The sequence below is a fragment of the Brevibacillus laterosporus LMG 15441 genome (assembly GCF_000219535.2).
Lineage (GTDB): Bacteria > Bacillota > Bacilli > Brevibacillales > Brevibacillaceae > Brevibacillus_B > Brevibacillus_B halotolerans.
The window spans coordinates 2,818,140-2,836,947 of record NZ_CP007806.1 but is presented as its reverse complement, the minus strand read 5'-3'; the positions used below and the strand labels follow the sequence as shown (position 1 = coordinate 2,836,947).

Annotated in this window: 14 protein-coding genes and 1 pseudogene; 12 read left to right on the top strand and 3 right to left on the bottom strand. The window is 38.7% G+C overall.

Annotation, left to right across the window (positions count from 1 at the left end):
* Nucleotides 1-25 precede the first annotated feature (25 nt).
* Nucleotides 26-1,477, bottom strand: a complete 1,452-nt coding sequence (locus tag BRLA_RS12430; protein WP_003336317.1) for an MFS transporter — start codon at nucleotides 1,475-1,477, stop codon at nucleotides 26-28.
* A gap of 30 nt (nucleotides 1,478-1,507) precedes the next feature.
* Nucleotides 1,508-1,900 (bottom strand): hypothetical protein, encoded by a 393-nt coding sequence (locus BRLA_RS12425; protein WP_003336318.1) that lies wholly within the window; start codon nucleotides 1,898-1,900, stop codon nucleotides 1,508-1,510.
* A gap of 405 nt (nucleotides 1,901-2,305) precedes the next feature.
* On the opposite strand from BRLA_RS12425, the gene fdhF reads away from it, so the two are divergent.
* The 4 genes from fdhF to BRLA_RS12405 all read left to right on the top strand — a co-directional run bounded on the left by fdhF (nucleotide 2,306) and on the right by BRLA_RS12405 (nucleotide 8,599).
* Entirely contained in the window at nucleotides 2,306-5,260 is a 2,955-nt protein-coding gene (gene fdhF / locus BRLA_RS12420; protein ID WP_003336319.1) for a formate dehydrogenase subunit alpha, read from the top strand.
* Nucleotides 5,260-5,754 carry a helical membrane plugin domain-containing protein gene (locus tag BRLA_RS12415; RefSeq protein ID WP_003336320.1) on the top strand — a complete coding sequence of 165 codons (495 nt, stop codon included), beginning with the start codon at nucleotides 5,260-5,262 and terminating at the stop codon, nucleotides 5,752-5,754. The genes fdhF and BRLA_RS12415 overlap by 1 nt, the downstream gene beginning before the upstream one ends.
* Nucleotides 5,755-6,225: 471 nt before the next feature.
* Nucleotides 6,226-7,425: a dicarboxylate/amino acid:cation symporter gene (locus BRLA_RS12410; RefSeq protein WP_022584755.1), complete on the top strand. Its 1,200-nt coding sequence runs from the start codon at nucleotides 6,226-6,228 to the stop codon at nucleotides 7,423-7,425.
* 184 nt (nucleotides 7,426-7,609) lie between these two features.
* A complete protein-coding gene (locus BRLA_RS12405; RefSeq protein ID WP_041752184.1) occupies nucleotides 7,610-8,599 on the top strand; it encodes an acrylyl-CoA reductase family protein in 990 nt (329 codons plus the stop codon).
* Nucleotides 8,600-8,741: 142 nt separating this feature from the next.
* On the opposite strand, the gene BRLA_RS12400 is transcribed toward BRLA_RS12405, so the two are convergent.
* A complete protein-coding gene (locus BRLA_RS12400) occupies nucleotides 8,742-9,566 on the bottom strand; it encodes an MBL fold metallo-hydrolase (protein ID WP_003336324.1) in 825 nt (274 codons plus the stop codon).
* 420 nt (nucleotides 9,567-9,986) lie between these two features.
* Here BRLA_RS12400 and BRLA_RS12395 point away from each other — a divergent pair, with 420 nt between their 5' ends.
* The 8 genes and pseudogenes from BRLA_RS12395 to BRLA_RS12355 all read left to right on the top strand — a co-directional run bounded on the left by BRLA_RS12395 (nucleotide 9,987) and on the right by BRLA_RS12355 (nucleotide 18,766).
* Entirely contained in the window at nucleotides 9,987-10,421 is a 435-nt protein-coding gene (locus tag BRLA_RS12395; protein ID WP_003336325.1) for a hypothetical protein, read from the top strand.
* Between the two features lie 456 nt (nucleotides 10,422-10,877).
* Nucleotides 10,878-11,792 (top strand): collagen-like protein, encoded by a 915-nt coding sequence (locus BRLA_RS22820; RefSeq protein WP_003336326.1) that lies wholly within the window; start codon nucleotides 10,878-10,880, stop codon nucleotides 11,790-11,792.
* Nucleotides 11,793-12,491: 699 nt separating this feature from the next.
* Complete coding sequence (locus BRLA_RS24980; RefSeq protein ID WP_425304190.1) at nucleotides 12,492-13,334, top strand: BclA C-terminal domain-containing protein; 843 nt, start codon at nucleotides 12,492-12,494, stop codon at nucleotides 13,332-13,334.
* 913 nt (nucleotides 13,335-14,247) lie between these two features.
* A complete protein-coding gene (locus tag BRLA_RS12375; RefSeq protein ID WP_003336329.1) occupies nucleotides 14,248-15,282 on the top strand; it encodes a hypothetical protein in 1,035 nt (344 codons plus the stop codon).
* Between the two features lie 235 nt (nucleotides 15,283-15,517).
* Nucleotides 15,518-16,386 (top strand): annotated as a pseudogene (locus BRLA_RS12370) (AraC family transcriptional regulator).
* A 23-nt stretch (nucleotides 16,387-16,409) separates the two neighbouring features.
* Nucleotides 16,410-17,015 carry a GNAT family N-acetyltransferase gene (locus BRLA_RS12365; protein ID WP_041752181.1) on the top strand — a complete coding sequence of 202 codons (606 nt, stop codon included), beginning with the start codon at nucleotides 16,410-16,412 and terminating at the stop codon, nucleotides 17,013-17,015.
* A 187-nt stretch (nucleotides 17,016-17,202) separates the two neighbouring features.
* Nucleotides 17,203-18,072 carry a DMT family transporter gene (locus BRLA_RS12360; RefSeq protein ID WP_003336334.1) on the top strand — a complete coding sequence of 290 codons (870 nt, stop codon included), beginning with the start codon at nucleotides 17,203-17,205 and terminating at the stop codon, nucleotides 18,070-18,072.
* A gap of 319 nt (nucleotides 18,073-18,391) precedes the next feature.
* Nucleotides 18,392-18,766: a DUF423 domain-containing protein gene (locus BRLA_RS12355; protein WP_003336335.1), complete on the top strand. Its 375-nt coding sequence runs from the start codon at nucleotides 18,392-18,394 to the stop codon at nucleotides 18,764-18,766.
* Nucleotides 18,767-18,808 lie beyond the last annotated feature (42 nt).

The following is an 18,808-nucleotide window of genomic DNA, read 5'->3' as shown; positions in this document are numbered from 1 at the left end:
TGATCTAGCTTTACTGAGTGAACAGCTACGCCACTTTCCTTTTCTGTCGTTGAGGCTTATCACGCATAGAAGAGAGTACGGCAGCAAAAAGGCAAATCACGGCTGCTACCCAAAAGACAGTATGAAGAGCAGTCATGTAAGCTTCCACATTTAGGATATCAGTGCTACTAAATCCAGATTGATCTTCAGTTAATCTATTCAATTGAAAAGAGAATAGTGAGATAGCAAATGTCGTCCCTAATACCATCCCGATATTGCGGACTAATGCATTTAGACCGCCTGCTGCTCCTAATAGTGTGGGCGGAACTGATCCGAGAATACTAGCATTGTTTGGAGATAAAAAAAGACCAGTGCCAATTCCAAATATGCCCATATGTGTTGCGACAAGCCATGCCGGTTCATTTGTTGTAAGCTTCGTTAGCAGAACAAAGGATATCGCATTAATCACCAAGCCTGAGATCGTTAAATAGTAGCAGCCAATTTTATCAGACAGCCAACCGGAGAACGGAGCAACGATCGCCATCATCACAGCATTTGCCATCATCACATAACCCACGATATTCGGGGGATATTCTAGCACCAATTGCATATAAAACGGCATGAGAATAGTTATGCAAAAAAGAGAGAGAAAAGACAGGAGAGTCGCAAAGCTTCCTGAACGGAAGGTCCTTATCTTAAATAGTGAGAAGTCAAGCATAGGATGTGAGATTCGTGTTTCACGTCGATAAAATAAGACAAAGATGATGAATGAAAAGAGAAGACCACCTAATGTAATTCCCGTTGTCCATCCATGTTCCTCAGCATTAGAAATGGTATATAGGAAGGTAATCATACTTGTCATATACATAATAGAACCAAGATAGTCGAAAGGTTCTCCCACACGTTTTTGGTGCTGTTTTGGCATGATACGTAATGCTGCGATAAATCCGATTAAACCGATGGGTACGTTAATCCAAAAAATAGATTCCCAGCCAAACGAATCAACTAGAATGCCACCGATGGCTGGGCCGGATAATGAACCAAGTGATACCACCATACCGGTTATTCCGAGGGCCCGACCACGTTCTTCTTTGGGAAAAGTGGCAGCTATGATCGCTTGACTATTAGCCATCAGCAGTGCGGCGCCAGCAGCTTGTAGGACACGCATGCCAATTAACATCCAAATGGATTTTGATAAACCGCATAAAGCAGATCCAATCAAAAAAATTAAAAATCCCAGATTATATAAGTTCCCACGTCCAAAAAGATCCGATAATTTTCCAATAATAGGTAAAAGGGAAGCGATCGCTAATAAATAAGCTGTTACAACCCATTGTACAATATGCAGGGGAACGTCTAATGTACCCGAAATACTAGGGAGAGCTACATTCGTGATGCTGCCATCCAATGTTGACATAAAGATTCCCAAAGACACATTAGCAAGTATCCACCAGCGAAGTGTAGTCCTGATAGTAGGCAATTGACCTTCCTGACTCATCTTAATTCCTCCTTTACATAGCGAAACGGGTTACCCTTTTTTTATGAGCATACGAATAGTCTCAGAGAGGTCAAGGTTATTTTTTTGACACAGCGATAGTAATTTTTGATATGTTTCCTCGTCGAGTCTGACATGGATGGCATGATGTAGCCGATCATCCTCATGCTTTCGTGGACGACCGCGCCCTAGTTTTTTATCGAAAATTCCTTCCTTGTCGAGGTTTCTGTCAACAATGGTATATCCCTGTCTTTCTATCCATTCATCCCCTTTATTTTTCTTCCAGACAAAAAGTGCTTTTTTGCGGACTTTAGCTAAATATATATCCATTGGCTCATTCACTAATCCATGTTCTATTGCTATGGTTACCCATTTTTTCTCAAATGCTTGAGCGAATTCTTGAAAAGAGCTGTATCGATTATCCATAAATAATTCCACCCTTTTTTGTTCTACAAAAAATATAAACTGATTTCCAAAATTAGGCAATATATTTATTTTTCAAAAAATGTTAAAGTTTATTTTTTTGTTGTTGAATTAGCATAAAATTGAAAAAAACGGGCTCTTCTCTTGCAATTTCTGAAAGTTTGGTTATCATTAAAAAAGAAGTTCATTGATGTCTAAGTCTGGCTGATTACAGTCATACTATTCATCCTGTGCTTTTACGCATACGCGTACAGAGTATGGAGGGATTGATAACTGGTATATACCACTGCTAAGTATTAACCCACCATAAAACAGCTTGGGCAACGTTTTACGTTTGCGCTGGTTGTTTTGTGGTGGGTTATTTTTATTTTTTGAAGCAGATGGAGAAGGAAACGGAGGAAATAACCCTTGAACAAAATGATTTCATTTACCATCAATGATACGTTACACCAAGCAAAAGAGGGAACTAGAATTCTTGATTATCTGCTTGAGCAAGACATCAAGCATCCTCATATTTGCTATTCACCTATTTTAGGCCCAATTCAAACATGCGATACTTGTACCTGCGAAATTAACGGTCAACTGATGCGAGCTTGCTCTACTGTTGTGGAGGAAGGAATGAGTATCCAGACTGCATCTTCACCGGCAAAGGAAGCGCAAAAACAAGCGATGGATCGTGTCCTCGAAAACCATATGCTGTACTGTACGGTGTGTGATAATAATAATGGCAATTGTCGTGTACATAATACGGTAGAGCTGATGGAAGTGGAGCATCAGGAGCGACCGTTTAGAGAGAAGGGCTATGAGGTAGATATGTCTCATCCTTTCTACCGATATGATCCGAATCAATGTATCTTGTGCGGGCGTTGTGTAGAAGCATGTCAGGATTTACAAGTCAACGAGACACTAACCATTGATTGGGAACGAGAAATGCCGCGCGTTATCTGGGATCAGGATAAAGCCATTAATGAATCCTCCTGCGTCTCCTGTGGGCATTGCGTCACTGTATGCCCATGTAATGCTTTAATGGAAAAAACTATGCTAGGTGAAGCTGGTTTCATGACAAAGATGGGGAAGGAATTGCTTGATCCCATGATTGAATTGGTCAAGGAAGTAGAGCCTGGTTACAGTGGAATATTGGCCATCTCTGAAGCAGAAGCAGCCATGCGTGAAACTCGAACTAAAAAAACGAAAACGGTATGTACATTTTGTGGGGTAGGCTGTAGCTTTGAGGTTTGGACGAAAGGACGCCAAATTTTGAAAATTGAGCCATCTGAGGAAGCACCAGTCAATAGCATTTCGACCTGTATTAAAGGCAAGTTCGGTTGGGATTTCGTCAACAGCAATGAACGGCTGTCAACACCATTAATTCGACGGGGAGATGAGTTTGTTCCGGCTTCCTGGGAGGAAGCGCTTACATTGATTGCGTCCAAGTGGAAAGAGATGAAGCAAAAGTATGGAGGAGACGCTTTCGGTTTCGTTAGTTCATCAAAAACAACCAATGAGGAAGCTTATTTGGTACAGAAATTGGCCCGACAGGTCTTTGAAACAAATAATGTAGACAACTGTTCACGTTATTGCCAATCTCCAGCTACAGACGGGTTATTGTCAACTGTTGGTTATGGCGGTGATTCAGGTGTAATTAGTGATATTGCTGCTGCCGGGTTAGTCATTATCGTTGGAGCGAATCCAACAGAAGGTCATCCGGTTTTGGCGACGAGGGTGAAGCGTGCAAAGAAATTACATGGTCAAAAACTAATTGTTTCAGATTTGCGCAAGCATGAAATGGCAGAACGTTCGGATTTGTATTTACATCCGAATCAAGGGACAGATTTTGTCTGGTTAACAGCGGTAGCCAAATATATCATTGATCAGGGCTGGCATGATGTTGACTTCTTAGCAAAACGCGTTAATTACCTAGAAGAGTATAAGGAAGCCATCCAAAACTATACACTCGAATATGCTGAAAAAGTGACGGGAATTTCTCAAGAGCAACTAAAAGAAACAGCAAAAATGATTTGTGAGGCAGATGGTACATGCGTACTGTGGGGTATGGGAGTTACCCAAAACGTAGCAGGTTCTCATACATCCGCAGCAATTGCCAACCTTTTATTAGTCACAGGAAATTTTGGCCGGCATGGTGCAGGTGCGTATCCACTGCGCGGACATAATAACGTTCAAGGAGCTTGTGATATGGGCTCATTGCCAAATTGGCTACCGGGTTATCAGTCCATCTCTGATGATGAGGCGCGTCAAAAATTTGAAAAGGCGTATGATGTCAAAATTTCTAATAAGCCGGGATATACGAACATTCAGATGTTAGAGGCAGTAGAAGCAGGTACATTAAAAGCAATGTATCTGATTGGGGAGGATATGGCTTGGGTTGATTCCAATTCGAATCATGTACAAGAGACCTTAAGTAAGCTTGATTTCTTTGTCGTACAGGATATTTTCTTTACACGGACGGCACAATTTGCAGATGTCATTTTGCCAGCAGCACCTTCTTTAGAAAAGGACGGTACATTCACCAATACCGAAAGAAGGATTCAACGGCTCTATCAAGCATTGCCTACATGGGAGGAATCCAAACCAGATTGGTGGATCATTACACAGCTTGCAAACCACCTTGGCGCTAATTGGAGATACACTCACCCCGGTGATATTATGGACGAAATTGCCAGCTTAAGTCCGCTTTTCTCAGGGGTTAGCTATGAAAGGTTGGCAAATTGGAACAGTCTAATCTGGCCTGTATTGCCTGATGGAACAGATGAACCGTTACTCTATATCAATCGATTTAATTTTCCAGATGGTAAGGCACGCCTGTCCTTAGTAGAATATGTGCCACCTATTTCTTATTCAGCGGAATTTGATCTAGTGGTTAATAACGGGCGTTTATTAGAGCATTTCCATGAAGGGAACATGACAAATAAGTCAAAAGGTATTCAATATAAAGTACCAGAAGTATTTGTGGAGGTGTCACCTGAGCTTGCTTGTGAACGCGGGGTCAAGGACGGTTCCTTAGTGCGTCTAGTATCACCATATGGAGCTATCAAATTACGAGCAGTTGTAACGAATCGTGTACAAGGAAAAGAGTTGTATGTCCCAATGAATTCCATCAGTAGCGACAATGCTATTAATATCCTAACAGGTAATGTAGGCGATATTCGTACGCAAACACCAGCTTATAAACAAACCAAGGTACGTTTGGAAGTACTTGAACATAGCGGCCAAAATCCATTGCCAAAAAATAATCCACGTAATGCCAAACGAAACCCACAGCTAGGTGTTCAGGTAGACCGCAAGTGGGCACGGGCTGATTATGAGCCTATCGCCGATGTGAATGTAGCAGGAGGGAAGCAATAATGGCCAGACCCATTACAAAAATAGCCAAACCAACTATCACAAATGAGGGGCACCAGCAGCTGCATCTTACTCAATTAAAAGAAGAGATCGCCATGCATGCACAAAGTATTCGTCAATCCGTGAAACTGTTGGATGAGCTACACCAAGCGGGTGTCCTAGAAACTGTGCAATCTATGGTTCAAAGCAAGGAAAAGATGGCTGGAATTGCTGTTAAGCAGTTGGTAAAGCCAAATGTAACGAAATCCATTAATAACGTCATGGCATTAACAGAAGCGTTAGGCCAAATAGAGCCAGAGATGACCAAGAAGTTGGTCTCAAGTCTTACACATGGTCTGCAAAAAGCAGAAGAAGCCAGTGCTAAAGAGAATAAAATGGGTATGTTTGATCTATTCAAAGCACTACAAGACCCTGATATCAATCGTGCGATTTCTTTTGGCATACATATGCTAAAGGGAATAGGAGAAAATCTCAGAGAGCAAGAGAAACAGAAATAAAGATAGGGAAGTAATAGGAAGGAAAAGTAAAAGAGGCGGAATCCAACCGCCTTTTTTTACTATCAGCCCAATGGGAAATGGAAAAGGAAGAAAAAGGGGATTGTCTGCAATTATCAAGAGTAGAACAGAAAAACGGTGGTTCAGTGATTCTTCTAAAATTGACAAATATCCACCTGAGGAAAACAAACATACGTTCCATAAGCTGATGAAAGCCCTTACAAAAATTTATTTTTATTAAAAAAGGCATCTTTTTTGTGTGAAGAATGTGTAAGTGTTTTTGTGTTACGGTTAAAAAAGGCTTATTAACAAGGTTTTTTGATAAACGGCGGAAAATTCACAAGAATTACTTTATAAAAATTGCGGATGACAAAACAAAGCTGCTGTGGTACGTTAGCAGTAATCCATACCTGGCGGAATAGTGTACGCCTGACGTGTACACTTCAACACCAAGAAACATAAGGAAGTGAAATGATGAAGAAATTAGGTCTTTTACCCAAAATCATTCTAGGTATCATTTTAGGGGTAATTATTGGCTCTACCTCGCCTGAATGGATCATCAAAGGATTTGCAACATTTAGCGGTATTTTTAGTAATTTTCTTAACTTTATTATTCCATTAATTATTATCGGATTTATTGCTCCTGGTATTGGGGAGCTTGGAAAGGGTGCTGGAAAGCTTTTAGGATTAACGACAGCAATCGCATATGGTTCTACGATTGTAGCAGGCTTGGCCGCCTATTTTGTAAGCACCAACTTTTTCCCGCATATTTTAGAAGTTGGGACGTTAACCAGTGCTTTCAAAAATCCAGAGGAAGCGTTAACTAAGGCTTATTTTACGATTGAAATCCCGCCAATCATGGGCGTTATGAGCGCGCTTGTTCTTGCTTTTACCTTGGGATTGGGGGCTGCTTCCCTCAAGGGAGATTCTCTCCAAAACGTAATGGTTGATCTCAGAACAATTGTTGAAAAAGTAATCTCATCTGTAATCGTACCTTTATTGCCTGTGCATATCATGTGTGTGTTTACCAATCTCACATATGCTGGACAAGTACAACTGATTATATCTGTATTCTTTAAAGTTTTTATCATTATTATTGCTTTGCATATTTTGTATCTTTTCGTGCAGTATTTTATCGCTGGACAATTGGGACGCAAAAGCTATATTTCTTTAATGAAGAATATGCTTCCTGTCTACATGACAGCGATTGGAACACAATCTTCAGCAGCTACAATACCTGTAACCTTACGTCAAGTGAAGAAAAATAGAGTAAGCGATCAGATTGCAGATTTTGTAGTTCCCCTTTGTGCAACAATTCATCTATCCGGAAGTACGATTACGCTGGTTAGCTGTTCCATGGCTGTAATGATGCTGAATGGGATGCCTACTACTTTTGGGATTATGTTTCCATTTATCCTCATGCTGGGCATTACCATGGTGGCCGCCCCAGGAGTACCAGGTGGAGCCGTAATGTCAGCAATTGGTTTATTGCAATTAATGCTTGGATTTAGTCCATCACTGACATCATTAATGATTGCCCTTTATATTGCACAAGATAGTTTTGGGACAGCCTGTAACGTAACGGGAGATGGAGCCATTGCAATTATCGTGGATCGCATTAAAGGTAATGGAAAGGCACATCAGCCAGTAGAACAGATGGAACCCATCGCATAAAAATCTAAGGACTCTATCCTTTATTTAGGTAGAGTCCTTTTTGCTTTGAAAATTGCTCATACTCTTATTGGGAAGACTAGAAAAAATGAATGGATACATGAAAGTTTGCTAGATGTTTTCTTTTCATAAAAGGTAATTCAATTTATACTTCATAGGGAAAGCAATCATGGAAGGAGTGGATTTCATGCAGGATATCTATCGCGCACTTGTGCTGGATGTTGTAAATGGTCAATCCAACATGCAGATACAAGAACGGTCCATAGCTGATTTACCAGAGGGAGAAGTGACGATTCGTGTTGCCTATTCCAGTGTTAATTTCAAGGATGGCATGGCGACACTTCCGAATCGGATCATTCGCAAATATCCAATGGTTCCAGGAATTGATTTGGCGGGCATAGTAATCGCCTCGACGGATGAACGATATCAAGTAGGTGATCAGGTAATCGCTACAAGCTACGAAATAGGTGTATCTCATCCAGGGGGATTTAGTGAGATAGCTAGAGTTCCGGCTAAATGGGTTGTGCCCCTACCCGATGGTTTAACAATGAAGGAAGCAATGATTTTGGGGACTGCTGGCTTTACAGCGGCCTTATCTATTATTCGACTAGAGGAGAATGGTTTGTCGAAAGAGCAGGGACCTGTTCTGGTGACTGGTTCTACAGGTGGTGTAGGCAGTGTTGCAGTTGATATTTTAGCGAAAAATGGATATGAAGTGACGGCTAGTACAGGCAAAGAAAGTGAGCATGCCTATCTAAAAGAACTAGGCGCCACTACTATTTTACACCGTAATGAGGTTGTTGCCGTGGATGACAAACCAATGCGCCAGCAGCTTTGGGCTGGAGCAGTAGACCCTGTTGGGGGGAAAACATTAGAGTATCTCCTTTCGACCATGAAGTACGGGGGGTCTGTTGCTCTAAGTGGCTTGACGGGTGGAACAGATGTGTCTACAAGTGTATATCCCTTCATTTTACGTGGCGTGAATCTACTTGGAATCGATTCCGTCTATTGCCCGATGAATCAACGCAAAATGGTATGGGAACGTCTAGCATCCGATATGAAACCAAACCATTTGACAGATCAAATGGTTAAGGAAATTACCTTGGAGGAATTGCCTAAGACGCTTTCTCAGATCTTAGAGGGACAGATACGTGGACGGACGATAGTGAAATTGTAGTAAAACCTTAGTGCATATTTTAGGAAAAAATAAGCTAGGTGTTATGTGAAAGCTTTAGGTTCCTCTATTTTGTCAAAAAAACAAATAAGCAAGGCTGGCAATCCCAACAGTCTTGCTTGTATTCCATTTTTATATGAATGTATCAGGTTTCAAATAAGCTTCCTTCTAAAGCCTCGATATAGCGTTTTGCAGATTTTTGTACGGATTCATTAGCATTTTCGGCAACGATTCCATGAAACGCGTTATATAAACGATTAAATGGTAAACCCTGTACTTTATCGGCTATTTCTCTTACTTTTTTAGCTGGTAATGGAATTAAATTCGGATAGCTATACATAAAGCTCACCCAAGAATTGTCTGCCACTACTTGAATGATGTCTCCTGTTAAAAGAACACCTTTTCCGTTATTCCCATCCTTCCAGTGTAAGACAGACCCGCCTTTAAAATGTCCGCCTAAGCGATGAATAGTCAATTGATCCGTTATGCTATGAGATTCTCCTGACCAATACACGATATGCTCACTAGGACGAGTGATCCATTCTCTATCATCTTCATGCACATAGACGGGTACGTTAAAGGCTTCAGCCCATTCTACCTGAGTAGAGTAATAATGTGGATGGGAAAGAGCAATTGCTTGGATACCACCTAGACCCTGTATTTGCTCAATGGTTGATTGATCCAAATAGGTAATACAGTCCCATAAAAGCTGAAACCCATGACTTTGTAAGAGATACGCATTCTGTCCTATAGCAAACTTTGGCTTTGTCGTAATACTGAATAATCCGTCTTCTTTTTTTGCAATTTCATTCGTATAGTCTGCATTTTGCTGTAGCTCCCCGAGAGTTGTCCATGCCTGCCCAAGAGGATTCACAAATTGTCTTTCCTCCTTACAAATACGGCAAAAAAGCGGGGCTTCCTTGCTTTTAGAATATTGAACTCCGCAGGTAGTGCAGATGAAATGTTGCATATGTACCCTCCTGATTAAATGTTAGTATTTTCGGTATATTCTATACTTAGTATACATGAAACTAGACAAAGGAGACTTATTTTTTGAGCTGAAGTGCTTTTTAATAAAACCTAGCTTCCATAAATTTATTGAAAAATCATAAAAGTAAGTTTATTTTGTTGCGTTACGGGATTTTTATTTTAATATATAATTTGGGCTTATAAATTTTGTTTATTTGTTACATAAAAACGAAAAAAGGTAGCAGAGACTTTCGCGACAATTTGAGGAGCATCAGAGCTTGAAATCTTAAAATCTTGAAATCTTGAAGACTGAAAGACTGAAAGACTGAAAGACTGGGAGCCCTTCAACCACAGTTTTTTCACCATAGTAAAACTAATGAATAGGAACTATTAGTAGGCTAGTAAAAAGGGAGGAAGTGCAATGCTACATAGAATCTTTGCTGGGGTCGTTACAGCAATGCTTTTTTGTCTAGTTGTTGCAGTAGCAGAATATACCCCAATGATAGTACGCAAGCCAAATACCTATTATTTTCCTTTTATAACTCTAGTGATCATCTATCTAGTGTATTCCATTCCGATATTTTTGCTTATTGGAATTCCATGCACGATCTTAATCGATTTTATTACAAATAGAATGGGAATATCGAACAAAAGTAAGCTTTATTTTGTACATCTTGGATTATATTCGTTAGCAGGTATTTCCATAGCCTTGATTTTCTTCGGATTAACTAAAGGGGATATTCTACAAAAAATAAGTTGCTATAAAGCTTATATTGTTTATATAGGTGGATCACTACTTTTCTATCATATATCTCTTGCCACAATGATTATTTTTAAAAAAATGACTAAGGACTAACAAAATTTATTTTGCCTAAATCAAAGATGTTCCAGTAGCTTCATGAAGATTAGAAACGATCGAGAAACCTATTATTGATGAGGATGAGCTAGCTGAATTTTGTCAAAGATTATTTGACCCTCTACAGTATGACTATGCCTTTCAATTGTCCGATAGAAAGAGACAAAAGAGAGTAAAGGCATGATAGGATCCGCTAGAAGATAAGATGGGTAGATAAGTTTGAAAGCACTGTTACATAAATTAAATGAGTCAAGATAGAAACGATGAGGATTTTTGATGGATGACTGTAGAAGATGTTGTTAATGTAGAAAGTCTTAAACAGTACGTCTTACGTTAGAGAAAACCTGATAAAGAAGTGTTTTTTAGAAAAGTGCCAATTTTTAAGACGAGGTACTGTTTGTACAAGAAAATTCCTTAGGCATTGAATATCTTGGTAGTAAAAGCGAGGTGTGAATAGTGAAAGAACTACACGATATAAAAAGAATATGGGACGAAGTTGTAAATACCGATCTTGAAGAGTTTACTAGGAAAAATCCAATATACATGAAGAGTCCATATGGTATGTCTTCTTCATCGTCTACATTTTGTTGGACATTTATACGTGGAAAAACAGGAGCAACGGGACCCACTGGAGCCACAGGAGCAACGGGGGCTACCGGAGCCACAGGTACAACGGGACCCACTGGAGCAACGGGACCTACCGGGGTAACAGGAGCAACGGGACCTACTGGAGCCGCAGGAACAACGGGACTTACCGGAGCCACAGGAGCCACAGGACCTACCGGAGAAACAGGGGAAACGGGACCTACCGGAGAAACAGGAGCAACGGGACCTACTGGAGCCACAGGAAATACAGGGCCAATGGGGGAAACTGGGCCTACAGGAGCCACAGGAGAAACAGGAGCAACCGGACCTACTGGTGCGACAGGAGAGACCGGAGCAACAGGGACAAATATAAGTGCCAATTCCATGACTGCTACTTTAACACCCCCGACTAGTCCTTTTGTTATCTTTGTACCGCCGGAAGGGATAAATCTTCCTTTGCCTAACAATCAAAAGTTAGATGGTTTTATCGCTGTGGATGAGAACAGAGCTTTCATAGTTCCAGAAGATGGACGTTATACACTCAGATATAGCATCACCTCAATCGATTCTTTTACTCTTATTACCAGATTAGTAAGGAATAACACAGTTGAAATTAACGCCTCTAAAAGTGGGGGGAAATTAACTGATAAGTTTGCTGCAGAAACTCAGGAAAACTTAATAAAAGGAGATAAGATTTCTCTTCAGGTGATGGGAGAAAATGTTATTCTTAATTTCGCTGGAAACGGTATACAAGGGGCTTTTCTAACCATTCAACGTCTAGAATAATCAAAAATTTTAGATGCTAGTTTAGCAGATCACGTTATATGCTTCGAGTGAACATGCTAAAGAGCTTGAGATATTGGAAATCTCAAAAATCTATCAATTACGAGCTTGATAAATGACACGATTGGCAACATGAGCTAAAACAAGGGTGAAATGAAGAAAAATCGTCTCCTAAGACATGTGGAAACGATTTTTCTTCTATAAACGATTATTTGAAAAGAGGAATCAAACTGCATATATTATAAAAGAATTAAAATGATATATTTTTAATGAAGACCATTATTTTATAGAAGTTGTGATGTTTGAGATGCCATGTTAAGCATAAGGAAGGATATGAAACTAATTATGACTATTCAGTTAAGTTAATTGTATTGATTGAAGGTCAATCTAGCTAATAATATCACAAACAGTGATTAACAGTGGAACAAAAACAGCAAACTACTTAGTCTTAGTTATATATGAGATAGTGCATAATTTTGTAAAAGAAGATATCTTTTAATTGCAGATAGTTGTACTACTTACTGTATAAAACAACCATTTTAAGCTAGGGTTCTTTTTGTACAAGAGTATTTCCTATGTGTAGAATATCTTGAGATAAAAAGTGAGGTGTAGATCGTGAAAGAATTACACGATATAAAAAGAATATGGGATGAAATTAAACATACTGATCTCGATGAGTTTGCTAAAAAAAATCCAATACACATTAAGCGTTCATGTCATTTATCCTCCACATCTTCTACATTTTGTTGTACATTTATACGGGGAAAAACAGGAGCAACGGGACCTACCGGATCAACTGGAACAACGGGGGCAACGGGACTTACTGGAGCAACTGGAACAACGGGGGCAACGGGATCTACCGGAGCAACTGGAACAACGGGGGCAACGGGACTTACTGGAGCAACTGGGACAACAGGGGTAACAGGATCTACCGGAGAAACAGGAGAAACAGGGGCAACTGGCTCTACTGGAGACGTAGGGGACACAGGATGGACAGGTTCAACACAATTAGGAATTTTTAGTCCTCCTGGTCAAACGGGAGCGACAGGACCAACAGGGGCGACAGGAATTACCGGATCAATGGGGCAAACAGGAGCACCAGGTCCAACAGGAGCAATAGGACCAAATCTAAACATCAACACGATGACTGCCACTTTAACTCCACCTACTAATCCCTTTGTTATTGTTGTACCACCAGAAGGGATAAATCTCCCTCTTCCTGACAATCAAAAATTGGATAGTTTCACAGTTGAAGATGCGAACAGAGCCTTCATCGTTCCAGAAGATGGACGTTATATTCTCAGATATAGCATCACCACGTCCAGTTCTTTGACTCTTATTACCCGATTAGTAAGAAATAATACAGTTGAAATTAATACCTCTAAAAGTGGAGGGAAACAGACAAATACGTTTGGGGCTGAAACTCAGGAAAACTTAATCAAAGGAGATAAAATTACCCTTCAGGTAATGGGTGATAATGTCGCCGTTAGTTTTTTGGGAAACGGTATAGAAGGGGCTTTTCTAACTATCCAACGCCTAGAATAATAAGAAAACTACAAAAAATAAATCAACTTTTCGGATCACTAAAAAACCGCTAATGCCTAGCTATGAACATACCCGTTATAAGCTTGTCAGGGAAACGAAACATGTACCTATCTTTTTACAAATTCATAAAGAAAAATACAGGTGAGATAAAATGAGGAAAGTCGTTTCCTAAGAAATAAGGAAACGATTTTTCTTTTGCAATCTTTATATCGAATGTCATTTTCATTTAAATACTCGTCAAAGGATTCGACAAGGGCATCCATGCATGAAAGAAACCGACTTTTAAAAGCAGGTGATAAGAATAAAAAACAGTACATACGTTCTTGTCTTGTGGTACAATAAAATTAGATAAAATTCAGAAATTAAAGGCGGGGATTGCTTTGGAAAATATAATTACTGTTACATTAGAGCTTAAAAATATGCAAATGAACTAGAGGCGTCTGATCTCCCTGAGGAGCAACTTCAATTTTCTGAACTTCCAAAAGAAATTTTAAATACAACAGATGGGGAGTATGGCATTGTCATAACTAACAATGGACAAGCAGTTAGGTTCTTTGAAAAACTGGTCCAGTTGGTAAGCAAATCCTGATGAGTTTATCTATCAAATAATTTTGCAGGAAGGTTAAATCAAGGAGAAACAATGATTAGACTTTATCCTGTATTTTCGTAAAATTTGGTATTATATTAATTGTTAGGGTTAGGTAGGATGAGGAAATAAAAACTTAATGCTTCATAATCTAGGCATCAGCTTCTTAGGACGTTTTGAAGGAAATGGTTTTTAACGCTATGAGTTTAAGGCTATGGAAAATCAAGTACTGCCTCTCCCGGCTTACGTTGCGGCGCTACATGGCGGTGGTCGGATTACAATTTTGCCATATAAAAAGTAACAGTGTAGAAAGGAAGAAATGAAAAAATGAAGAAAATCGTTTTCCCGCTATTTGTAACAAGTTTACTTTTCTCATCACCCGTATGGGCTTCTGAAGATAAACATAAGATGCATGTTACATATGAAAACCAGAGAGTAGTAGATGAAAAGCAGATTAATCCTACTTTTTTATCAACTGCAAAAAATGAAGTGAATCGATTGTTGAAAAATGGAAAACAATTTAAACTAGAGAAGATAAAAAAATTTGAATTAGTAAAAGGATTGGATAGGAGAGTAATTTTATCTTTTGATTGGTCAATTGAAGGTGGAAGTGCTACTGTCGAACTAGAAGAAAAAACAGGTCGAATATTCAATGCGAAAATATTTCTTCCATTCAATGATTTACGTAGCGACCAGATCCAAATTGTTCAATCCTATGTAAAACAAATTAATGAGAACGCAATGAAATTTAATAGAGTGAACATTACCAATGATAATAGAGAAGAAACTAAAGAGCATACAGCAAGTTTCTTTACACTTAACTACAACGGTAACCCCAACTTCATAGAGATCGATTTATCTACAGGAAAAATGAAGGAGTACCATATTCGCATGAATGCGAAGTATGCAGATCAGAAGCATGCTAATATTGCTAAGAAAGCATTAGATTCCGTCGGGATAATTTCTCAGTTACGAGAAGCTGTACGTTCAAACGAAACGTTGCGAGGGGATGGAAGTAGTTACAAAACAGATGTTTGGAGATTTGAGACTGTAGATGGTGATAGTATCACTATGGGAGTAAAGACAGGTCGGGTTTATAGTTTGCACTTAACCTCCAGAGATTTTCATTTACCAGATAAAGAAATATCGAGTTCTGAAGTAACGACAAAAGCTAAAATAATTTTGGAGAAGGTTTTTGGAATGGATGGCAATGACTTCAAGTCAGCATACAGAGAAAATAAACATAAGTATAGTTCTTACATTATGGAGAAAAAGGATGGAACCGTAGCTGTTATAGATATTACGAAAAAAGGGGAAATTGATTTCATTAAGATAAAGGCTCCATACTTAAATCAAGACTAAAAAGAGTATTCTTGATATGGACCCAAGGGTCTATGGATGACAGTTTATTTGCTAAGTCGATACTTTTACAATGAGATAGAGCCTTTATTTATGCACACAATACCCTCTAGGAAGCCCTAGAGGGTCCATTTTATTTTACATAAAAAAAGAATCCCCTTACCTTGAAAGATAGCACAAGTTATCAAAAATATTTTTTACAGGAAGTGTATGATTAATATCCAAGAGGTGTTGACGAATGGATTATTTCGAAAGAATACAAGATTCAATTGAATTTATCGAAAAAAATCTACAAGGGGAAGTAAAAATTACTGAAATTTCCTCGAAATCTTGTTTTTCAGCGTTTCATTTCCAACGAATTTTTCAAGCCATTACAGGTTTTTCTGTACAGGAGTATATAAGAAGCAGAAGACTTTCAGAAGCGGCTGTATTACTGAAGGAAACACGAAAGAACATATTGGAAATAGCGTTATTTTTTCAATATGGTTCCCAGGAAGCATTTACCCGGGCATTTGTAAATCATTTTGGATTGACCCCAGCTAACTATCGAAGAGGGGGAACTATTATAAAACAACAAAAAAAATTAACTTTTTGGATTACAAAAATAAGATGATAGGTGATCTAATTATGAATAAACCTGAAATTGTTGTTTTAAATAAGAAACATATTATTGGTTATGAGTACAAAACGAGTTTAAATCATGAACAATATTTTAAGGAAATTCCTACATTCTATATAGATTTTGGGAAAAACAGATATTATCATAAGATACCTAGAAGAAGTTCACCTATTATGTCATTTGGTATATCGACAAATTTTCATGATGAAGGTCATTTTTCTTTTATTATTGGTGAAGAAGTGAAGGAGATGAATACAACATTAGAAAAGGGTTTTGTGAATCTTGAAATTCCGGAGGGTAAATATGCTAAATTCAAGGTCAATGGACCCGCTGAATTAGTCCAAAATACGAGAAGATACATTTATGGTACATGGTTACTTAACTCCAAATATGAGAGAGGAGATGGGCCGGATTTTGAGATTACAGATGTCTTGAACTCCATATATCCAAATGAAATGAAAATGAAAATATATATACCAATCAAATAAAAATCTATGTAGAGAAGAATAAAATGAATTTTGGAAAGATTTTTGGGGATTTTCCAGTATTGGAGTCTGATCATTTCATATTGAAAAAAATAGAACAGGAGCATTTACAAGAGGTCTTTACAATCTACGACAATGATAAAGTGTTTACATATTGTGGGATTATTCCTAAGCATAATTTACAAACTGTAAGGAAAATGATTGACCATTTTGATAGAGATTATCATAAGAAAAGCAGAATTAAATGGGGGATTTTTCAAAAAAGTGAAGCGAGTAAGCTGGTTGGAATTATGGAATGTATGGATTTTAATCAAAAAGTGAATATGGTTTCGATTGGTTATTTTTTGGCAGAGGAATACTGGGGAAAAGGTATTGCAACTGAATCTGTTGCGGAATTAGTAAGATTTTTATTTGAAGAGGTTGATGTTAATAGAATCCAAGCAGAGATCATGCCTGCAAATCAGACTTCAAAGAAAGTTATCGTAAAAAATGGATTTATAAAAGAAGGGTTAGTAAGACAAGCTTTTTTATGGTCTGGTAAAGGTGTAGTTGATTTGGAGATATATGGGTTACTAAAGGAGGACTACATCAATCGTAACATAAGGAACACCTCAAATGAAGAGGATTACTGATAATTCCGGGTTCCATCCGCAACAAAAGTATTGTACGATAAGCTAAACGTTTTGAAAGGGAGTTGTTAGCTGATGATGTGGTCACCATTATTTGAAAATGATGTACCTGTAGTTATTCTTCCTTAACGGTAGAATAATTCCATCTCCGTTAAGGACAGAATTGTCCATCTAAAACGGAGGGTACAACATGAAAAAATTATTAGGTTCTTTATATTTATCACTCGCTGCTAGCATTTGGGGCGGGATGTATGTTGTTGTAAAAGCAGTGGTAGACCTCGTGCCACCACTTGAATTAGTATGGTTTCGCTATGTAATTGCCATGTGTGCATTGCTAATGATCGGCGTTATAACAAAACAATCATGGCGGATTGAAAAACGAGACTGGCCATTAATTATCATCATTGGCCTTATTGGAAATACCCTCTCAATCGTGACTCAGGAAGTTGGTACGATGCTTTCTACTGCACAAACAGGGGCCATTATCACTTCAACCACACCTGCATTTATGGTGCTATTTGCACGTATTTTTTTAAAAGAAAAAATTACGTATAAAAAGGCAATCTCTATTTTTTTAGCAACGATTGGAGTTTGTATTATTGTTGGAAATGGACATATTGATTCGTCTCACCAGCTTGGGGGCTTATCGCTGCTTATTGCTGCACTGACGTGGTCACTTATGTCTGTTCTAATTAAACGTGTACCGGAGCAATATTCACAAATTGTCGTAACGAGCTATGCCATTCTTGTTGCGATTGTTGTTCTAACCCCTTTTACGATTGGTCGATTAGCTAAGCTTGATTTTCAAACCATGACGCATCCAACTATTTGGGGCGGGCTTTTATACTTGGGGCTTATCTCGACTGCATGTGCCTTTTTGCTGTGGAATCGTGGACTGCAGCTGCTTAATGCTTCAAGTGGCGGTTTATTTTTCTTTTTCCAGCCAATCGTCGGTTCTTTTTTAGGGTGGTTATTACTAGGTGAACAGATTGGTTTCTCTTTTTGGGTAGGTACGATATTAATTTTTATTGGTGTACTATTAGTCATTCGCGAAGAATAGACATCAGGAAAAAAGCTGATCGGTGTCACTTGCTGATCAGCTTTTTTGTGTACAATCAACTTTTTAATCCTTACGTATACAGAAAAAACGCTTTCTATGTAAAATGGATGTACTGGTGCTTTTACGAATGTCGAGATGCACTACATTATGAGGCATAAAACAAGAGAGCTGACCAAAATCAGTTTCTTTTTTCGTCACGCTTTCTCCATGGATTATGGGTCCCTTCTGTTTTTTCCATACAAGAAGAGATGCTATGATAGGATCATGCATGCTTTCTGACAAAAAATGAGAAGTGTTAGAGAAAAGTAAGGGGGACATTATGCTAAAACGTTACGTAACAGCAGGCGCTATACTAGCATTGTTAGGTGTAGCCTTGGGAGCTTTTGGTGCTCATGTACTTGAAAAGATGCTAGATGCCAAAAGCTTAGCTACTTTTGAAACAGGAGTACGTTATCAAATGTATCATGCCCTAGGCTTGTTATTTGTTGGGCTGTTAGGGAAGCAAGTAGGGGAAACTGCTATGCTGAAATGGGCTGGTACTTTTTTATTGGCTGGGATTCTCATTTTCTCAGGCTCCTTGTATCTCTTATGTGTAACAGGAGTCAAAATGCTAGGTGCTATCACTCCAATCGGTGGTGTCTGTTTCTTGTTAGGTTGGTTGTTTGTGGTTCTGGCAGTGAGAAAGAAATCATAAGAGGAGCACCGGTGTAGCTTGTCTTTCATCAAACGTTCGTTT

Coding starts and splice junctions, on each gene's coding strand:
- BRLA_RS12430 (WP_003336317.1), bottom strand. CDS start 1,477: ATGAGTCAGGAAGGTCAATTGCCTACTATCAGGACTACACTTCGCTGG.
- BRLA_RS12425 (WP_003336318.1), bottom strand. CDS start 1,900: ATGGATAATCGATACAGCTCTTTTCAAGAATTCGCTCAAGCATTTGAG.
- BRLA_RS12415 (WP_003336320.1), top strand. CDS start 5,260: ATGGCCAGACCCATTACAAAAATAGCCAAACCAACTATCACAAATGAG.
- BRLA_RS12410 (WP_022584755.1), top strand. CDS start 6,226: ATGAAGAAATTAGGTCTTTTACCCAAAATCATTCTAGGTATCATTTTA.
- BRLA_RS12405 (WP_041752184.1), top strand. CDS start 7,610: ATGCAGGATATCTATCGCGCACTTGTGCTGGATGTTGTAAATGGTCAA.
- BRLA_RS12400 (WP_003336324.1), bottom strand. CDS start 9,566: ATGCAACATTTCATCTGCACTACCTGCGGAGTTCAATATTCTAAAAGC.
- BRLA_RS12395 (WP_003336325.1), top strand. CDS start 9,987: ATGCTACATAGAATCTTTGCTGGGGTCGTTACAGCAATGCTTTTTTGT.
- BRLA_RS12375 (WP_003336329.1), top strand. CDS start 14,248: ATGAAGAAAATCGTTTTCCCGCTATTTGTAACAAGTTTACTTTTCTCA.
- BRLA_RS12365 (WP_041752181.1), top strand. CDS start 16,410: ATGAATTTTGGAAAGATTTTTGGGGATTTTCCAGTATTGGAGTCTGAT.
- BRLA_RS12360 (WP_003336334.1), top strand. CDS start 17,203: ATGAAAAAATTATTAGGTTCTTTATATTTATCACTCGCTGCTAGCATT.
- BRLA_RS12355 (WP_003336335.1), top strand. CDS start 18,392: ATGCTAAAACGTTACGTAACAGCAGGCGCTATACTAGCATTGTTAGGT.